The organism is Spongiactinospora sp. TRM90649 (assembly GCF_029382225.1).
In the GTDB taxonomy this organism is placed as follows: domain Bacteria; phylum Actinomycetota; class Actinomycetes; order Streptosporangiales; family Streptosporangiaceae; genus Spongiactinospora.
The window spans coordinates 227128-243131 of sequence record NZ_JARLTC010000002.1 but is presented as its reverse complement, the minus strand read 5'-3'; the positions used below and the strand labels follow the sequence as shown (position 1 = coordinate 243131).

Annotated in this window: 17 protein-coding genes and 1 pseudogene; 14 read left to right on the top strand and 4 right to left on the bottom strand. The window is 70.6% G+C overall.

Translation table 11 applies throughout. From position 1 onward, the window contains the following. Positions 1 to 7: 7 nt before the first annotated feature. From P3X83_RS01180 to bfr, 6 genes are all read left to right on the top strand, one after another. On the top strand, positions 8 to 844 hold the full coding sequence (locus P3X83_RS01180; protein ID WP_277303334.1) for a biotin--[acetyl-CoA-carboxylase] ligase: 837 nt from the start codon (positions 8 to 10) through the stop codon (positions 842 to 844). Positions 845 to 932: 88 nt separating this feature from the next. Next, positions 933 to 1457, top strand: coding sequence for a PH domain-containing protein (locus P3X83_RS01175; protein ID WP_277303333.1), 525 nt, complete (start codon positions 933 to 935; stop codon positions 1455 to 1457). A 57-nt stretch (positions 1458 to 1514) separates the two neighbouring features. After that, positions 1515 to 2600 (top strand): S-(hydroxymethyl)mycothiol dehydrogenase, encoded by a 1086-nt coding sequence (locus P3X83_RS01170; RefSeq protein WP_277303332.1) that lies wholly within the window; start codon positions 1515 to 1517, stop codon positions 2598 to 2600. After that, positions 2597 to 3199 carry an MBL fold metallo-hydrolase gene (locus P3X83_RS01165; protein ID WP_277303331.1) on the top strand — a complete coding sequence of 201 codons (603 nt, stop codon included), beginning with the start codon at positions 2597 to 2599 and terminating at the stop codon, positions 3197 to 3199. Before P3X83_RS01170 ends, P3X83_RS01165 begins: the two co-directional genes overlap by 4 nt. Before the next feature lie 36 nt (positions 3200 to 3235). Continuing rightward, positions 3236 to 3481 carry a (2Fe-2S)-binding protein gene (locus tag P3X83_RS01160; RefSeq protein WP_346742676.1) on the top strand — a complete coding sequence of 82 codons (246 nt, stop codon included), beginning with the start codon at positions 3236 to 3238 and terminating at the stop codon, positions 3479 to 3481. Between the two features lie 16 nt (positions 3482 to 3497). Beyond that, entirely contained in the window at positions 3498 to 3983 is a 486-nt protein-coding gene (gene bfr, locus P3X83_RS01155; RefSeq protein ID WP_277303330.1) for a bacterioferritin, read from the top strand. A gap of 212 nt (positions 3984 to 4195) precedes the next feature. Here bfr and P3X83_RS01150 read toward each other — a convergent pair. After that, positions 4196 to 4393 (bottom strand): annotated as a pseudogene (locus tag P3X83_RS01150) (rRNA methyltransferase); the annotation flags it as partial. Between the two features lie 76 nt (positions 4394 to 4469). Further along, entirely contained in the window at positions 4470 to 5831 is a 1362-nt protein-coding gene (locus tag P3X83_RS01145; RefSeq protein WP_277303329.1) for an erythromycin esterase family protein, read from the bottom strand. A 60-nt stretch (positions 5832 to 5891) separates the two neighbouring features. Here P3X83_RS01145 and P3X83_RS01140 point away from each other — a divergent pair, with 60 nt between their 5' ends. From P3X83_RS01140 to P3X83_RS01130, 3 genes are all read left to right on the top strand, one after another. After that, a complete protein-coding gene (locus P3X83_RS01140; RefSeq protein WP_277303328.1) occupies positions 5892 to 6443 on the top strand; it encodes a helix-turn-helix domain-containing protein in 552 nt (183 codons plus the stop codon). Positions 6444 to 6714: 271 nt separating this feature from the next. Beyond that, entirely contained in the window at positions 6715 to 7383 is a 669-nt protein-coding gene (locus P3X83_RS01135) for a response regulator transcription factor (RefSeq protein WP_012888073.1), read from the top strand. Positions 7384 to 7386: 3 nt separating this feature from the next. Beyond that, on the top strand, positions 7387 to 8694 hold the full coding sequence (locus P3X83_RS01130; protein ID WP_277303327.1) for an ATP-binding protein: 1308 nt from the start codon (positions 7387 to 7389) through the stop codon (positions 8692 to 8694). A gap of 24 nt (positions 8695 to 8718) precedes the next feature. On the opposite strand, the gene P3X83_RS01125 is transcribed toward P3X83_RS01130, so the two are convergent. Continuing rightward, the gene (locus P3X83_RS01125) at positions 8719 to 9180 is read right to left on the bottom strand and encodes a GtrA family protein (RefSeq protein ID WP_277303326.1); all 462 of its coding nucleotides are present in this window, start codon (positions 9178 to 9180) and stop codon (positions 8719 to 8721) included. A gap of 283 nt (positions 9181 to 9463) precedes the next feature. Here P3X83_RS01125 and P3X83_RS01120 point away from each other — a divergent pair, with 283 nt between their 5' ends. The 4 genes from P3X83_RS01120 to purE are packed head-to-tail and all read left to right on the top strand — an operon-like array spanning position 9464 to position 13217. Beyond that, the gene (locus tag P3X83_RS01120; RefSeq protein WP_277303325.1) at positions 9464 to 10105 is read left to right on the top strand and encodes an ABC transporter ATP-binding protein; all 642 of its coding nucleotides are present in this window, start codon (positions 9464 to 9466) and stop codon (positions 10103 to 10105) included. Next, positions 10102 to 11565, top strand: a complete 1464-nt coding sequence (locus P3X83_RS01115) for a DUF6297 family protein (protein ID WP_277303324.1) — start codon at positions 10102 to 10104, stop codon at positions 11563 to 11565. Before P3X83_RS01120 ends, P3X83_RS01115 begins: the two co-directional genes overlap by 4 nt. A gap of 21 nt (positions 11566 to 11586) precedes the next feature. After that, positions 11587 to 12729: a 5-(carboxyamino)imidazole ribonucleotide synthase gene (locus tag P3X83_RS01110; protein ID WP_277303496.1), complete on the top strand. Its 1143-nt coding sequence runs from the start codon at positions 11587 to 11589 to the stop codon at positions 12727 to 12729. Positions 12730 to 12749: 20 nt separating this feature from the next. Then, positions 12750 to 13217 (top strand): 5-(carboxyamino)imidazole ribonucleotide mutase, encoded by a 468-nt coding sequence (gene purE, locus P3X83_RS01105; RefSeq protein ID WP_277303495.1) that lies wholly within the window; start codon positions 12750 to 12752, stop codon positions 13215 to 13217. A gap of 36 nt (positions 13218 to 13253) precedes the next feature. On the opposite strand, the gene P3X83_RS01100 is transcribed toward purE, so the two are convergent. Further along, positions 13254 to 14567 carry a UDP-glucose/GDP-mannose dehydrogenase family protein gene (locus P3X83_RS01100; RefSeq protein ID WP_277303323.1) on the bottom strand — a complete coding sequence of 438 codons (1314 nt, stop codon included), beginning with the start codon at positions 14565 to 14567 and terminating at the stop codon, positions 13254 to 13256. A gap of 176 nt (positions 14568 to 14743) precedes the next feature. On the opposite strand from P3X83_RS01100, the gene P3X83_RS01095 reads away from it, so the two are divergent. Continuing rightward, entirely contained in the window at positions 14744 to 15907 is a 1164-nt protein-coding gene (locus tag P3X83_RS01095; protein ID WP_277303322.1) for an acyl-CoA dehydrogenase family protein, read from the top strand. Positions 15908 to 16004: the final 97 nt, after the last annotated feature.

Genomic DNA, 16004 nt, shown 5'->3' with positions numbered 1-16004 from the left:
TGGCAGGGTGGCTGACTCGCCCTATTCCGATCTTGACCGGCCTCCGCTCTCGCAGGAGGCGCTGACCCGCGCGCTCGTCCGTCCCGGCGGACTGTGGACGAGCGTCACCGTGGTGGAGGAGACCGGCTCCACCAACGCCGACCTGGCCGCCGCCGTCCGCGAAGGGGCCACGCCGGCCGCCGACGAGGGCGCCGTGCTGGTCGCCGAGCTGCAGACGGCCGGACGGGGACGGCTGGGCCGTTCCTGGACCACGCCGCCGCGCTCCGCGTTGATGTTCTCCATGGTGCTGCGCCCCGGCGTCCCGCCGCCCAGAATCGGCTGGCTGCCGCTGCTCACCGGCCTGGCCACCGCCACCGCCGTGCGCCGCCTGGCCGAGACCGACGTCCGCCTCAAGTGGCCCAACGACCTGCTGATCGGCGAGCGCAAGCTGGCCGGCATCCTCGCCGAGCGGGTCGAGACCGCGGTGATCGTCGGCGTCGGGCTCAACGTCAGCCTGCACGGCGACGAACTGCCCGTGGAGACCGCCACCTCGCTCGCCGAGGAGAAGGCCGCCTGCCTCGACCGCGACCCGCTGCTGCGCGCCGTGCTGCGCGAGTTCGAGGCCCACTACCGCGACTGGGTCGCCGCCGACGGCGACCCGGAGGCCAGCGGCCTGCGCAGCGCCTACCTGACGGCCTCCGCCACGGTGGGCACCGAGGTGCGCGTCGACCTGCCCGGCGGCGGCACGCTGACCGGCCCCGCGACCGACGTGGACGAGAACGGCTGCCTGATCGTCCGCGCCGACGGCAGGGAACACGCCCTGAGCGCGGGCGACGTCGTCCACGTCCGTCGCGACGAGTCCTAGCCGTTCGCTTGGACGAGACCTAGTCGTTGCCAGAGACGCAGCGGGAGGTCGTGGCGGGGCGAGGCCCGGCCGTGCCACGATTTCCCGCATGGGTCTCCCAGATCACCATCTGACCGAGGGCGAGCTGCGGATCAGCTCCTTCCATCCGCATTGGAAGCGGCTGATCGTCCCGTTCATCGCCCTCGTCGTCATCGTGCTCGCCTCCGGGGCGGGGATCTTCTTCGTCCCGGACGGCTTCGAGTACGCCACGTACGCCCGGATCGCCATCGCGGTGATCGCCGTAATCCTGCTCACGGTCTGGGCCTTCGTGCCCTACCTGCGGTGGAAGAACACCGCCTATGTGCTGACCACGCACCGTTTCACGATCAGCACCGGGGTGCTGAACAAGTCCACCGACGAGATCCCGATGACGAAGGTCAACACGGTCAGCTCCGACCAGACCCTGGTCGAACGGATGCTCGGCTGCGGCACGCTGACCGTGGAGTCGGCGGGGGAGCGCGGGCAGATCGCGCTGCGCGACATCCCGAGCATCCAGGAGGTGCGCGCGCAGCTCTTCCGCCTGGTCGAGGACGCCTCGGACGGCGAGGTCGAAGCCAGGAACCGCCCTGCTTGACCGCAGGGCGCCAATAGTGATCGTTTGACGGTGTTGCCGAGAGCTGAGGGGTGCACGATGCCGTACGAAGTCCAAGGTGTGATCGCGCGGGGCAAGGGCGAACCGGTCTCGCTGGAGACCGTCGTGGTGCCCGACCCGGGCCCCGGTGAGGCGGTGGTGAACGTGCAGGCGTGCGGCGTCTGCCACACCGACCTGCACTACCGAGAGGGCGGCATCAACGACGACTTCCCCTTCCTGCTCGGCCATGAGGCCGCCGGGATCGTCGAGGCCGTCGGCCAGGGCGTCGACACCGTCGCGCCCGGCGACTACGTGATCCTCAACTGGCGCGCGGTCTGCGGCAACTGCCGCGCCTGCCTGCGCGGACGCCCCTGGTATTGCTTCAACACCCACAACGCCAAGCAGAAGATGACCCTCGCCGACGGCACCGAACTGAGCCCCGCGCTCGGCATCGGCGCCTTCCTGGAGAAGACCCTCGTCGCCGCGGGCCAGTGCACCAAGGTGGACCCGGCCGCCGCGCCCGCCGTCGCCGGGCTGCTCGGCTGCGGCGTGATGGCCGGCCTCGGCGCCGCCATCAACACCGGCGGGGTCACCAGGGGCGACTCCGTGGCCGTGATCGGCTGCGGCGGCGTCGGCAACGCCGCCGTCCTCGGCGCGTCCCTGGCGGGCGCGCGGCGGATCATCGCCGTCGACGTGGACGACCGCAAGCTGGAGTGGGCGCGCGAGTTCGGCGCCACCCACACGATCAACTCACGCGGCGCCGACCCGGTCGAGGGCATCCGCGAGCTGACCGACGGTAATGGCGCCGACGTGGTGATCGAGGCGGTCGGCCGTCCCGAGACCTACAAGCAGGCCTTCTACGCCCGCGACCTGGCCGGGACCGTGGTGCTGGTGGGCGTGCCCACCCCGGATATGACGCTCGAACTGCCGCTGCTCGACGTGTTCGGCAGGGGCGGGGCGCTCAAGTCGTCCTGGTACGGCGACTGCCTGCCGTCCCGCGACTTCCCCATGCTGATCGACCTCTACCTGCAGGGACGGCTCAACCTCGACGGGTTCGTGACCGAGACCATCGCGCTCGGCGAGGTCGAGGAGGCGTTCGCCAAGATGGGCAGGGGCGAGGTCCTGCGCTCGGTGGTGGTCCTGTGATCGAGCGCGTGGTCACCTCCGGCGTGTTCGCCCTGGACGGCGGCACCTGGGAGGTCGACAACAACGTCTGGATCGTCGGGTCCGACGAGGAGGTCATCGTCATCGACGCCGCCCACGACCCGGCGGCGATCCTCGCGGCGGTCGGCGACCGGCGGCTCAAGGCCGTGGTCTGCACCCACGCCCACAACGACCACATCAACGCGGCGCGCGGCGTCGTCGAGGCCACGGGCGCGGTGGTCCGGTTGCATCCCGAAGACGACGTGCTGTGGAAGATGGAGTACGGCGAGAGCCTGCCGTACGAACCGCTCCAGGACGGCGAGGCCCTGCACGTCGGCGATGTCAGGCTGGAGGTCCTGCACACCCCCGGCCACTCCCCGGGCGCGGTCTGCCTGCACGCCCCCGGCCTCGGCACCGTCTTCACCGGCGACACGCTCTTCAACGGAGGGCCGGGAGCCACCGGACGGTCGTACTCCTCACACGACACCATCGTCGAGTCGATCAGAATCCGGTTGTTCAGCCTGCCCGGCGAAACCGTGGTGCGAACCGGCCACGGCGACGACACCACGATCGCGGCGGAGGCCGCCCGCGGATTGGGTTAGGAATTGTGGCTTAGCTCACGTAGGCAAGCCTTACCAATGTGGGTTACCTTAGGTGTGCCTAACCTAAGGGAAGATCCACGCTTGAAAGGCCCCTCCCCAGCCATGTACGTGTGCGTTTGCCGTGCGGTCACGGAGAATGAGGTCCATGACTGCATCGCCTCCGGCGCGAGGTCGGCGCGGCAGATCCGCGACACTACGGGCGCCGGGGGCGACTGTGCATCTTGCGTGCGCAGGATCTGTGCGATCCTGAAACGGTCCGAGGAATTGGTACCGACCGTATAGCACGAGGGGCCTGCCAATGCAGGGCGACAAGCAGATCATCGAACTGCTCAACGAGCAGCTCACATCTGAGCTGACCGCGATCAACCAGTATTTCCTGCACGCGAAAATGCAGGAGAACTGGGGTTACTTCAAACTGGCCGAGCACACGCGTGCCGAGTCCTTCGAGGAGATGCGGCACGCCGAAAGGCTCACCGACCGGATTCTCTTCCTGGAGGGGCTGCCCAACTACCAGCGGCTGGGCACCATCGCGGTCGGCCAGACCGTCCCCGAACAGCTCCAGGCGGACCTTGACCTGGAGCTCGGTGTGATCAAGCGGCTGAAGCCCGCGATCATCCTGATGCGCGAGAAGGGCGACGCCACGTCGGCCCGCATCTTCGAGGACATCCTGGAAGACGAAGAGAAGCACATTGACTACCTGGAGACCGAGCTGGGGCTCATCCAGAGCCTGGGCGAACAGCTCTACCTGGCCCGCTTCGCGGAACCCCCCTCCGGCGACGACTGACCGGCGCCCTCACGCCCCCAGGCCCTCCGGGGGCGTCGCCATTTGCGGCGGCTAGTCCGGGGCTGGGCCCGGTGCCGTCCGGGGCCTGGGGGCGCGCGACCGGTGGCTCATCAGGTGCCGCTCGTTCCGCTGCGGCGTTGGCGGGCGGCCTCGTACAGCATCACCGTCGCCGCGCTGGCGGCGTTCAGTGAGCTGGCCGAGCCGGCCGCCTTCAGCGTCTGCCTCGCCCAGCTCGACAGCGGTCGCTCGGCGTCGTAGATGAGCGCGTGCACCGGCCAGCCGAACTCGATCGCCAGGCTGATCGGGCGCACGCCCTGGATCAGGAACTCCCTTGCCCGCTGCCGCTTGGACCGGTTGCCCAGCAGCGCCTGCCACTGCTGGAAGCGCGCGTTCGCCCGCGTGATGCGCAACTACGCCGATCCCGATACCGATGGGCCCCGATCTATCACGCTCTACAGAATAGGATCGGTTTCCTTCTCCCCTATCTCACACTCCCTGGTCGGCCTCATACGCCGAGAACACCTCCCGCACCTCCGGCGGTGAGCAGGCGAGCGCGGCCTTGTCGGGGTCGGCGCCCGTGACGTGAGGCAGGTGCACCAGGACGTCGTAGGCGTCCAGCGCGCGCACGGGGGAGTAGTGCTCGCCGAGACCGGCGCGTTGCACGGTGGCGTCCCGGACGGCGGCGGCGTCGTGCGGCGACAGCCGTCGCAGATCGGTGGCGAAAAGGCCGTCGTGGCTGGCGTGCATGAGGGCGTCGAGGCTGCCGGGCCGCGGGGGTTCCATCGGCGCGAAGAGGGCGCCGGCCTGGAAGGCCGCGGCGTCGGAGTTGAGCATGTGGCCGGTTCCCAGGGTGGCGCCGATGACCAGGTAGTCCGCGCCGAGCCGGTCGGCCAGGTGCATCCCCAGCGGGGTCACCGGGTCCATGCCGGGGAGCGTGGCGGGGCCGCGCTGGACGTGGCCGTTGTGGGCGGCCAGGACGATCCGCTCGTGCCGGCGCAGGATCCATTCGACCGTGCCGGCGATCTCGGCGTCGCGGTTGTAGAGGACGGTCTGCTGGTCGCCGCCGGTCATGCCGCGGATGACCGAGTCCAGGGTGAGCACGTGGCGCATGGATCGCAGCGCGCATTCGTAGTCCTCGGCGGTGGTGCGCCGGACGTACTCCAGGCGCCGTCCCTTCATGCGCTCGGCGAGGCCGGCGAGGGCGGCGGTCAGCGCGTCCTTCGTCCCGGCAGGGAGCTGGGCGTAGACGGCCATGGTCGCGGGGGCGGCGAACGCCGAGGTCGCCGCGAAGGCCGTGGCCGTCTCGCGGAGGGCCGGGTCGATCCGGAAGCCGGGGTCGGCCTGCGGCAGGTAGGCGAGCACGGCGTCCAGGGCGGGGATCAGGGAGGCGTTCTGACCGCCCAGGTCGATGCCGTAGAAGCCGACGGGACGGTCGGCGGTGGCGTTGTGCCGCCGCATCCACTCCAGGTGGGCGCCCATCTGCCGCCACAGGCCCGTCAGTGAGGTCAGGCCGCTCGCCATGATCTCGTCGAGCCGGTCGTCGCCGCCACGGACCCAGGCGTCGGTACGGCGGCCCTCGGTGAAGCCGGTCTCCATCGCGTAGGCGCTGAATCCGTGCCGCTCGGCCAGCCGGCGCAGGAGGCGGTGACGCAGCTCGTAGGACTCGCGGTTGTAGTGCGCGCCTTCGCCGATGGCCACCACCCGCGCGTCACCGATCGCGTCGTCCAGCCAGTCCAGGTCGTCCAGGTCGTCCAGGTCGTTCAGGTCGGCGGCCGGGTCGAGGGTGCGTAGGGGGATCACCGCCTCGTCGCTGAGCCGGGCAGGCGTCGTGGGCGTGTGCGTGGTCATCGATTACCTCCCAAATATTCCCAACTTCGGGAACAGTACCAGATATGGGATAATTGGCCGATGGACTCGCTTGAGCTGATCTTGCATCCCGTCCGGCTGCGCATCATGTGGGCGCTGTCCGGTGGACGCGTCCGCACCACGTCCGACATCTGCGAGAGCCTTCCCGACGTACCCAAGACCACCCTGTACCGGCATGTCGGCCTGCTCGCCGACGCCGGGCTGCTGGAGGTCGCCGACGAGCAGCGGGTGCGGGGGATGGTCGAGCGCCACTACCGGCTCCGGCGCGACGCCACCCACATCGATCTCGGCACGGCCAGGGCGATGTCCCTCCAGGACCACCGGCACGGCTTCGCGGCGGCCATGGCGGCGCTGCTCGCCGAGTTCAACGCCTATCTCGATCGGCCGGGGGCCGATCCGGAGGCGGATCGGGTGGGGTACCGGCAGTCGACGTTGTGGCTCGGCCCGGAGGAGATGGAGGAGGTGGCCGGTGAGTTGCTGGAGGTGCTCAGGGCACGGGCGGGCAACGGGCCCGCGCCGGGGCGCCGGCCGTATGTGATCAGCGGGATCTTCTTCCCTACGGAGGAGCGGGAGCCGGGCGACGCGGGCCCGTGACCGCACAGCGCCCCGATTGGTGGGGGAATGTCGGGACACGCCTGCTACGGCGGGATCTGGGGAAGGATTATCGAATTGGGGGAACATTTAGCGGGCCGGCTTTTGGGGAAGGTTATGCGGCGCGGGCGCGGCGTAGCTCAGAAACGATGGTCGATGGGCGATGACAAACCGTGATTTATCAACGTTTGCCCAGGTCAATGGATAGGTCAATGACGAGTCAAACCGCGCGCTGCAGCCGGGAAACGATCCCCTAAGGTCCTACGATCGCTTCATGACCTGCGTACTTCTCGCCGAGGATGACACCTCGATCTCCGAGCCGCTCGCGCGCGCACTGCGCCGTGAGGGCTATCAGGTAGAGGTGAGCCCCGACGGCCCGCAGGCCCTGGAAAGGGCTTTGTCGGGGGGCATCGACCTGATCGTTTTGGACCTGGGCCTTCCCGAGATGGACGGCTTGGAGGTCGCCCGCCGTATTCGCGCGGAGGGCCACGGGACACCCGTGCTGATCCTCACCGCGCGCGTTGACGAAGTGGACACCGTCGTCGGGCTGGACGCGGGCGCCGACGACTACGTGACCAAGCCGTTCCGGCTCGCGGAACTACTCGCGCGCGTGCGGGCGCTGTTGCGCCGGGGCACCTCGGAGACGCCCGTGGTGCAGGGGGTGCGGATCGACGCCGACTCCCGCCGTGCCTGGATGGGCGACAAGGAGCTGCACCTGACCACCAAGGAGTTCGACCTGCTCCGGGTGCTGGTCAGGGACGCCGGGAAGGTGGTGACCCGCGAGCAGATCATGCGCGAGGTCTGGGACACCAACTGGTGGGGCTCCACGAAGACGCTCGACATGCACATCTCGTGGCTGCGCCGCAAGCTCGGAGACGACGCCGCCAAGCCGCGATACATCACGACTGTCCGTGGAGTCGGGTTCCGGTTCGAACGCGAGTAGGCGATGCGCCGACGACTACTGTCCTCCACCCTGGTCGTCGCGGTCATCGCCGTCCTCCTGCTGGGGGTGCCGCTCGGGGTCGTGGTCAGCCGGCTGATCGTCGATGAGGCCGGACAGGAACTGCAGTCCGACGCGAGGCGGCTGCTGGGGGAGGTGGAGTACGCCCGCATTCAGGACGAACCCATCGACGCCGAACAGCTCGCACGCAACTACCCGGATCGCTACATTCAGGTCTACGAGGGCGGCAACCCCCCACGCGCCACGATCGTCGGCACCGAGCCGCCCACTGGGCGGAAGATGACCGCCGACGCCAACTCGGAGAGCGGGGTGTGGGTCCAGGTCAGCCGCGACCGCGGTGAGGTCGAGAGCGACGTGCGCGCCCGGCTGCTGCTGATCGTGGCGCTGGCCGCGGCGGCGCTGGCCGTCGCGGTGGGCCTGGCGATCGTGCAGTCGCGCCGTCTCACGCTGCCGCTGCGGGATCTCGCCATGATCGCGGAACGGCTGGGCTCCGGCGACGCGCGCCCCAGCAAGCACCGCTACGGCATCCAGGAGCTCGACCGGGTGGCCGAGGTGCTGGACCGCAGCGCCACACGGATCTCCGACCTGCTCAGCAGGGAGCGGGAGTTCGCCACCGAGGCGTCCCACCAGCTCCGCACGCCCCTCACCGGACTCACCATGCGGCTGGAGGAGATCGTCGGCGCCGCCGACGAGCCCGAGGTGGTGCGTGAGGAGGGCGAGGCGGCGATCGTCCAGGCGGAGCGCCTGACCTCGGTGATCGACGAGCTGCTCAGCGCGGCGCGCCGTCAGCGTCACTCCCAGGCGGCGCCGATCGCCATCGACCCCATCCTGGTCCAGCAGGTCACCGAGTGGGAACCGGCGTTCCGCCGGTCCGGCAGGAAGCTCATGCTGGACGGCGACCGCGGCCTGCGCGCGATGGCCACTCCCGGCGCGCTCGGGCAGGTGGTGGCCTCGCTGCTGGAGAACTCGCTGGAGCACGGCGGCGGGCCGGTCATCGTCACGACCAGCAGCACCGAGAAGTCGATCGTCATCGAGGTCGGCGACCAGGGGCCGGGCATCGCCGACGACCTCGCTCCGCGCGTCTTCGAGCGCAACGTGAGCGGCGGGGGCGGCACCGGGCTCGGGCTGACCCTGGCCCGTGCACTGGCGGCGGCGGACGGCGGGCGCCTGGAACTGCTACGGCCCCGTCCGGCGGTGTTCGGCGTGTTCCTGCTGCCCGTGCGGCGAGACGGCGAGGAGAACGGCGGGCTGAACGGCGACGGCCGCAACCGTGCGGTCAGCGGGCCCGCGTGATCGCGTGGTCCTGTGTTCGCGGGCTCAGCGGGCGCGGGTGAGCTGTGGTTCGACGCCGGCTTCGAGGAAGACCCACTTCTTGTAGGACCAGAAGCGGAACAGCGTGCCCAGGCCGGTGCCGATGACGAACGCGATGTTGTAGCTCAGCGGGTCCTTCAGGTTGAGCCCGTAGAACACGAAGCCGATCACCAGCAGGGAGATCAGCAGGCCGATGCCGTTGAGCACGAAGAACAGGACGTACTCGCGCGCCATGCCGTTCTGCTGGCGGTGGCGCCAGGTCCAGAAGCGGTTGCCCAGGTAGGCGAACGTGGCCGCGATCACCGTGGCGATGACCTTCGAGACCAGTGGCCCCATGCCCATCCCGAAGCGGAACAGGTTGGTGGAGCCGAAGTCGATGACGAAAGCGAGGGCGCCGATCGTGCCGAACTTGGCCAGCTCGTACACCAGGGCGGAAAACCGCTGGTAGAGGCGGGTGAGTATCTGCACGGCTCCGGTGCGGTCCTTTCCGGGAGGGCCGACCGTGTGGTGCGGGCCGGGCCTGGCTCTGACATCAGGCTACCGGGGGAGTGAGCCCCCACGTACGCAGATGCCCGAAGGTGCATCTGTTGCACTCTAGTGCTAGGAATGAAATATCGCCGCTTGACTGATATTTCGACCTAAGTGCGGATTATCTCCTGTAATGGGGGGTCTGGGGAGACCCAGTCACATGGGGTCATCCGGGCGTCCCTCCAGGGGCCACCCGGCCCCCCGGCTCGCTAGCATCCCAAACGTGACAGAACCAGTCGTTACACTCGACCACGCCCGCGTCGAACTGGGCGGCAATCTCGTGCTCGGCGGCGTGGACCTGCACGTCGCGGCCGGTGAGGTGGTCGCGGTCATGGGCGGCAACGGCGTCGGCAAGTCCACGCTGCTGCGCGGCCTGGCCGGGCTCCAGCGGCTCGACGACGGCCTCCTCGACGTCCTCGGCGGCGGGCCGCCGCGCGACGACGCGGCGTTCTGGGGCGATGTGGTGCTGGTGGCCGACGAACCTGGCTGGTATCCGGGGCTGACCGTCCGCGAGCACCTGGAGCTGGCGCACGCCGTCCACGGGACGGCATGCCAGTCCGCCGACACCATGCTCGACGCCTTCGACCTGCGGGAACGCGCCGACGTCGCGCCACCCAACCTCTCCACAGGCCAGCGGCAGCGGCTGTCGCTCGCGATGGCGCTGATCCGCCCCAGCAGGCTGCTGCTGCTCGACGAGCCGGAACGCGGCCTCGACGCCGACTTCCGGCTCCGCCTGGCCGCCGTCCTGGCCGGGTACGCCGCCGCGGGCGGCACCGTCGTGATGGCCACCCACGACGCCCGCCTCGCCGAGGCCGCGGGCGCCCGCCTGGTGGTGCTCTCGGACGGAAAGGCGGTGTCCAAGTGACCTCCGGGACTGTCAGGACCGGTGTGACCAACGTGACGGCCGTCCGCGCGCAGATCCGCGCATACCGGCGTGGGAACATCCGGCCGCGGACCTGGAGCGACCGCTACACGCTGCTCGTCGGCCTCGCGGTCGCGGTGGCCGTCCTCTCCCAGCCGGTGATGTCCGTGCTGGGCGCGCTCGCCGGGCAGGCCGACCCGGCGCGGGTCGTGCCCGGCCTGGTGCTGCTCGGGCTGGCCCTCGCCGGGGCGCTGGCCGCCGCGCGCGCGGTCGGCCCGGTCGCCGTCTCCGCCGCCGACGCCGCCTGGCTGCTGCTCTCCCCGCTGCCGCGCCGCGCGGTGCTGAGCCGTACCGGGGCGATCCTGCTGGCCGTGGCGCTGGCCGCCGGGGCGGTGCTCGGCCTTGGGCTGCTGGGCCTCCTCGGCGCGGAGGGCTCCATCGTGGTGTCCGTGGCCGTCGCGACCGTCCTGGGCGTCTCGGCGACGGCGGGCGGCGGCGTGCTCACCGTGCTGGCCCAGGCCGATCCGGCGTGGGAGCGATGGTGGATCCCGCTCGCGGTGGCGCTGGCCGTACTGGTCGCGCTGGCCGCCGTGTTCGTCCCGGTCGCCGGGGGCGCGGGGACGGCCGTCGCCGCCGCCCTCCTCGTCCGGCGCGCCTGGACGGCCCTGGCGAGCATGCCCGCCGCCGCCGTCCTGACCGCCTCCACCCGAGCCGGGCACGTCGCCACCGCCACCGTCGGACTCGACCCCGGCGTGCTCACCTGGATCGCCGAGGAGAACCACTGGCGCACCCGCGTCCTGCGGTCGCGGCCCTGGCCGAAGCTGCCCGCCCCGCTGGCCCTGGCCTGGTACGACTGGCGCAGGCTGGCCCGCCGTCCGCTCCGCATGGCGCTGCTGGCCGGGTCCGTCGCGCTGCCCGCGCTGGCCGTGGCGGCGCGCGGCGACACCGACCTCACCCCGGTCCTACTGCTCGCCGGTGCGCTGGCCGCCGCCGTCGCGGGTACGGCGGGCGCCCGCCGAGACGGCGAGGACCCCACCCTGGCCCGCCTGCTCGGAGTCGGCCAGGGCGCCCTGCTCGCCGCCCGCGGCCTGCTCCCCGCCTTCCTCGCCGCCGTCTGGCTGGCCGCCGCCCTCATGACTCTGGACTCATCCGTCTCCACCATCGCCCTCGCACCGCTCGCCGCCCCCGCCATCGCGGCCGGGGCGCTGCGGATGGCCCGGCGGCGGCCCGTGGACCACTCGATGCCGATCATCGATACGCCCGGCGGCGCGATCCCTACCGGCCCGCTGATCTGGGCGTTCACCGGGATCGACATCGCCCTGCTCGGCTGCGCGCCGCTGCTGCTGGCCTTTTCCTTGCCCGCCGGAGCGGCCGGTGGGCTGCCGGCCGTCCAGGCCGTCATGGGCGCGGGAACGTTCGCCCTGTACACGTGGCGGGCCGCCCGGCGGGCCCCGGTAAGCTGAGCCGACGTGAGCAGCCAAGATATGCCTGGTGTCGGTATGCCCGTCGTCGGCGTGGTCGGGGCCGGGCAGCTCGCCCGGATGATGCAACAGGCCGCGATCGGCCTCGGTGTCGAACTCCGCGTGCTGGCCGGCGTCCCCGGCGAGAGCGCGGCCCGCGTCATCCCCGACGCCCGCTACGGCGACTACCGCGACCTCGACGACCTGCGCGACTTCGCCAAGGGGTGCGACGCGGTCACCTTCGACCACGAGCACGTCCCGACCGAGCACATCGCCGCCCTTGCGGCCGAGGGCCTGGCCGTCCACCCGGGGGCGTCGGCCCTGGTGCACGCGCAGGACAAGGCGGTCATGCGGGAGCGGCTGACCGCCTTCGGCGCGCCGTGCCCGCCGTGGCGGCGCGTCTCCTCCGAGACCGACGTGCGGGAGTTCGGCGAGGAGCACGGCTGGCCGGTGGTGCTCAAGGCGATCCGCGGCGGCTACGACGGCCGGGGCGTGTGGATCTGCGGCGACGCCACCGAGGCGGCCGAGGTGCTGGCGAGCGGGGTCCCGCTGATCGCCGAGGCGCACGTCGACTTCGAGCGCGAGCTGGCCGTACTGGTCGCCAGATCGCCGCACGGGCAGGGCGTCAGCTACCCGGTGGTCGCGACGGTGCAGCGTGACGGCATCTGCGTCGAGGTGATCGCGCCCGCGCCTGACCTTGACCCCGAGCACGCCGCCGAGGCCCAGCGGGTCGGCCTGAAGATCGCCAACGAGCTCGGCGTGACCGGGCTGCTCGCGGTGGAGATGTTCCAGACCCGCACCGGCATGGTGGTCAACGAGCTGGCCATGCGCCCGCACAACAGCGGCCACTGGACCATCGAGGGCGCCCGCACCTCCCAGTTCGAGCAGCACCTGCGGGCGGTGCTCGACCTGCCGCTCGGCTCGCCGTCCATGGCCGCGCCGGTCGTGGTGATGGCCAACCTGCTCGGCGGCGACGACCCCGACATGTACTCCCGCTACGAGCACGTGATGGCCCACGACCCGGGCATCAAGGTGCACTTCTACGGCAAGGAGGTACGTCCCGGGCGCAAGATCGGCCACGTCACCGCGCTCGGAGACGACCTCGAATCGGTGCGCGCCCGCGCCCGGCACGCCGCCGTCTACCTCAGCGAAGGGATCTACACGTGACCGCCACGGTCGGCATCGTGATGGGCAGCGACTCGGACTGGCCGGTCATGCGGCTCGCCGCCGAGGCCCTGAAGGAGTTCGGCGTGCCCTACGAGGCCGACGTCGTCTCGGCGCACCGCATGCCGCACGAGATGATCGCGTACGGCGAGCAGGCCGCGTCCCGGGGCCTCCAGGTGATCATCGCGGGGGCCGGGGGAGCGGCGCACCTGCCCGGCATGCTGGCGTCCGTGACGCCGCTGCCGGTGATCGGCGTGCCCGTGCCGCTGAAATACCTGGACGGCATGGACTCTCTGCTGTCGATCGTGCAGATGCCCGCCGGGGTGCCGGTGGCCACCGTCGCGATCGGCGGGGCGCGCAACGCGGGGCTGCTGGCCGTCCGCATCCTGGCGGCAGGCGACCAGGCGCTCCGCGAGCGCATGGTCGCCTTCCAGGACGACCTGCGGGCCATGGCCCACGCCAAGGGCGAGAAACTGAGAGCCGAAGCCTAGTACGAGGGTCAGGACGGCCCAGCGCCGTCCGTAAGGTCAGGGACGGCCCAGCGCCCGGTAGTGCCACGACGAGGCCCGCCAGGTCTCGGCGTCGAGCGCGTTGCGGCCGTCCACGATCTTGCGGGTGGCCACCACCGAGCCCAGTTCCTCCGGATCCAGGTCGATGAACTCCTGCCACTCGGTGAGCAGCAGCACCACGTGCGCACCCCTGGCCGCCTCCAGCGCGGAGGAGCCGTAGGTCAGCTCGGGATGCGCCCGGCGGGCGTTGTCCAGCGCCACCGGATCGTAGACGGTCACCCTGCCGCCCTGATCCCCTATGGTCGCCGCGACGTCCAGCGCGGGCGAGTCGCGGATGTCGTCGGAGTTCGGCTTGAACGCCGCGCCGAGCACCGCCACCGTGCAGCCCTGGAACGAGCCGCCCACCAGTTCCCTGGCCAGGTCCACCATGCGGGCGCGGCGGCGCATGTTTATCGCGTCCACCTCGCGCAGGAAGGTCAGCGCCTGGTCCGCGCCCAGCTCACCGGCCCGCGCCATGAAGGCCCTGATGTCCTTGGGCAGGCAGCCGCCGCCGAAGCCGAGCCCGGGGTTGAGGAACTTGCCGCCGATCCGCTCGTCGAACGACAGCGCGAGGGAGAGCTGCTTGACGTCGGCGTGCGACGCCTCGCACACCTCCGCCATGGCGTTGATGAAGGAGATCTTGGTGGCCAGGAACGCGTTCGCGGCCGACTTCACCAGCTCGGAGGTGGGGTAGTCGGTCACCACGATCGGCACGTCGCCGAGCGGTGCGTAGACCTCGCGCAGGATCTTCTCGGCCTTCTCGCTGCCGATGCCGAGCACGATGCGGTTGGGATGGAGGGTGTCCTGGACGGCGAAGCCCTCGCGTAGGAACTCGGGGTTCCAGGCAAGCTCCACCTGGGGGCCGGCGGGGGCCAGCCGGACCAGCTTGTCGGCGAGCCGCTGGGCCGTACCGACCGGGACCGTGGACTTGCCCACCACCAGGCACTCGCGGGTCAGGTGGGGGGCCAGTGACTCCACGACGGCGTCCAGGTAGGAGACGTCGGCGGCGTTCTCGCCTTTCTTCTGCGGCGTGCCCACACAGACGAAGTGGACATCACCGAACGCGGCGGCCTCCTCATAGGAGGTCGTGAACCGCAGCCGCCCGTTGTCCAGGTTGCGCTGCAACACCTCGCGCAGCCCCGGCTCGTGGATGGGCAGCTCCCCGGAGCGCAATCGCTCAATCTTGGCTTCGTCGACGTCGAGGCCAAGTACCTCGAACCCCAGCTCGGCCATGCACGCGGCATGGGTCGCTCCGAGGTAGCCGGTTCCCAGTACCGTGAGGCGGTACGGCACGTCTGTGCTCCTCTCGACAGCGCCAAACATCTATGGCCCAATCATCCTGGTCGGGTTGCCGAGGCATGTTACCGGCCCCTTGTGTTTCGCGTCCCCCACCCGCGAATCACCCGGATGGCGCAGGTAAGGGGTGGCACGCCGTGGAGCCGTTTTGTTGGACGTCCTAGTATCTGTCCATGAGCTTCCCTCTCTACGCGCCCGCCGAGGAGCACGACATGCTCCGCCAGGCCGTGCGAGCACTGGCCGACGAGAAGATCGCCCCGCGCGCCGCGCAGGCGGACGAGGCGGAGGAGTTTCCGTGGGAGGTCTACAAGGACCTCGTCGCGGCCGACTTCCACGCCGTCCACGTCCCCGAGGCGTACGGCGGCGCGGGAGCCGACGCCCTGGCGACGGTCATCGTCATCGAGGAGGTCGCCCGCGCCTGCGGCTCCTCCTCGCTCATCCCGGCGGTCAACAAGCTCGGCACGGTCCCGCTGCTGCTCTCGGCGTCCGAGGAGCTCAAACAGCGCTACCTGCCCGCCGTGGCCAGGGGCGACGCCATGTTCTCGTACGCCCTCTCCGAGCCCGAGGCGGGCTCCGACGCCGCGGCGATGAAGACGCGTGCCGTCCAGGACGGTGACCACTACGTGCTCAACGGCACCAAGATGTGGATCACCAACGCGGGCGTCTCCGAGTACTACACCCTCATGGCCGTCACCGACCCGTCCGCGGGCGCCCGCGGCATCTCCGCCTTCGTCGTCGAGAAATCCGACGAGGGCGTGAGCTTCGGCGCCAAGGAGAAGAAGCTCGGCATCAAGGCCTCACCCACCCGCCAGGTCATCCTGGAGAACGTCCGCATCCCGGCCTCCCGCATGATCGGCGCCCCCGGCACCGGCTTCCGCACCGCCCTGGCCACCCTCGACCACACCCGCATCACCATCGCCGCCCAGGCCCTCGGCATCGCCCAGGGCGCCCTCGACTACGCCATCGGCTACGTCAAGGAGCGCAAGCAGTTCGGCAAGCCCGTCGCCGACTTCCAGGGCGTCCAGTTCATGCTCGCCGACATGGCCATGAAGCTCGAAGCCGCCCGCCAGCTCACCTACGCCGCCGCCGCCAAATCCGAGGCCGCCATGCACGGCGCCAAGGTCAAGGACCTCACCTTCTTCTCCAGCGCCGCCAAATGCGCCGCCAGCGACGCCGCCATGGAAATCACCACCGACGCCGTCCAACTCCTCGGCGGCTACGGCTACACCCGCGACTACCCCGTAGAACGCATGATGCGCGACGCCAAAATCACCCAGATCTACGAGGGCACCAACCAGATCCAGCGCATGGTCATGGCCCGCCAGTTGTTGAAGTAGGGGGCTGACGTGGGGAAACCCGGTCCGGTAGAAGCTCCCGGACCGGGCTCCCCGGATCGGCATGGCCGAGATACTCGGTGAGTTCCTTGATCGAGAC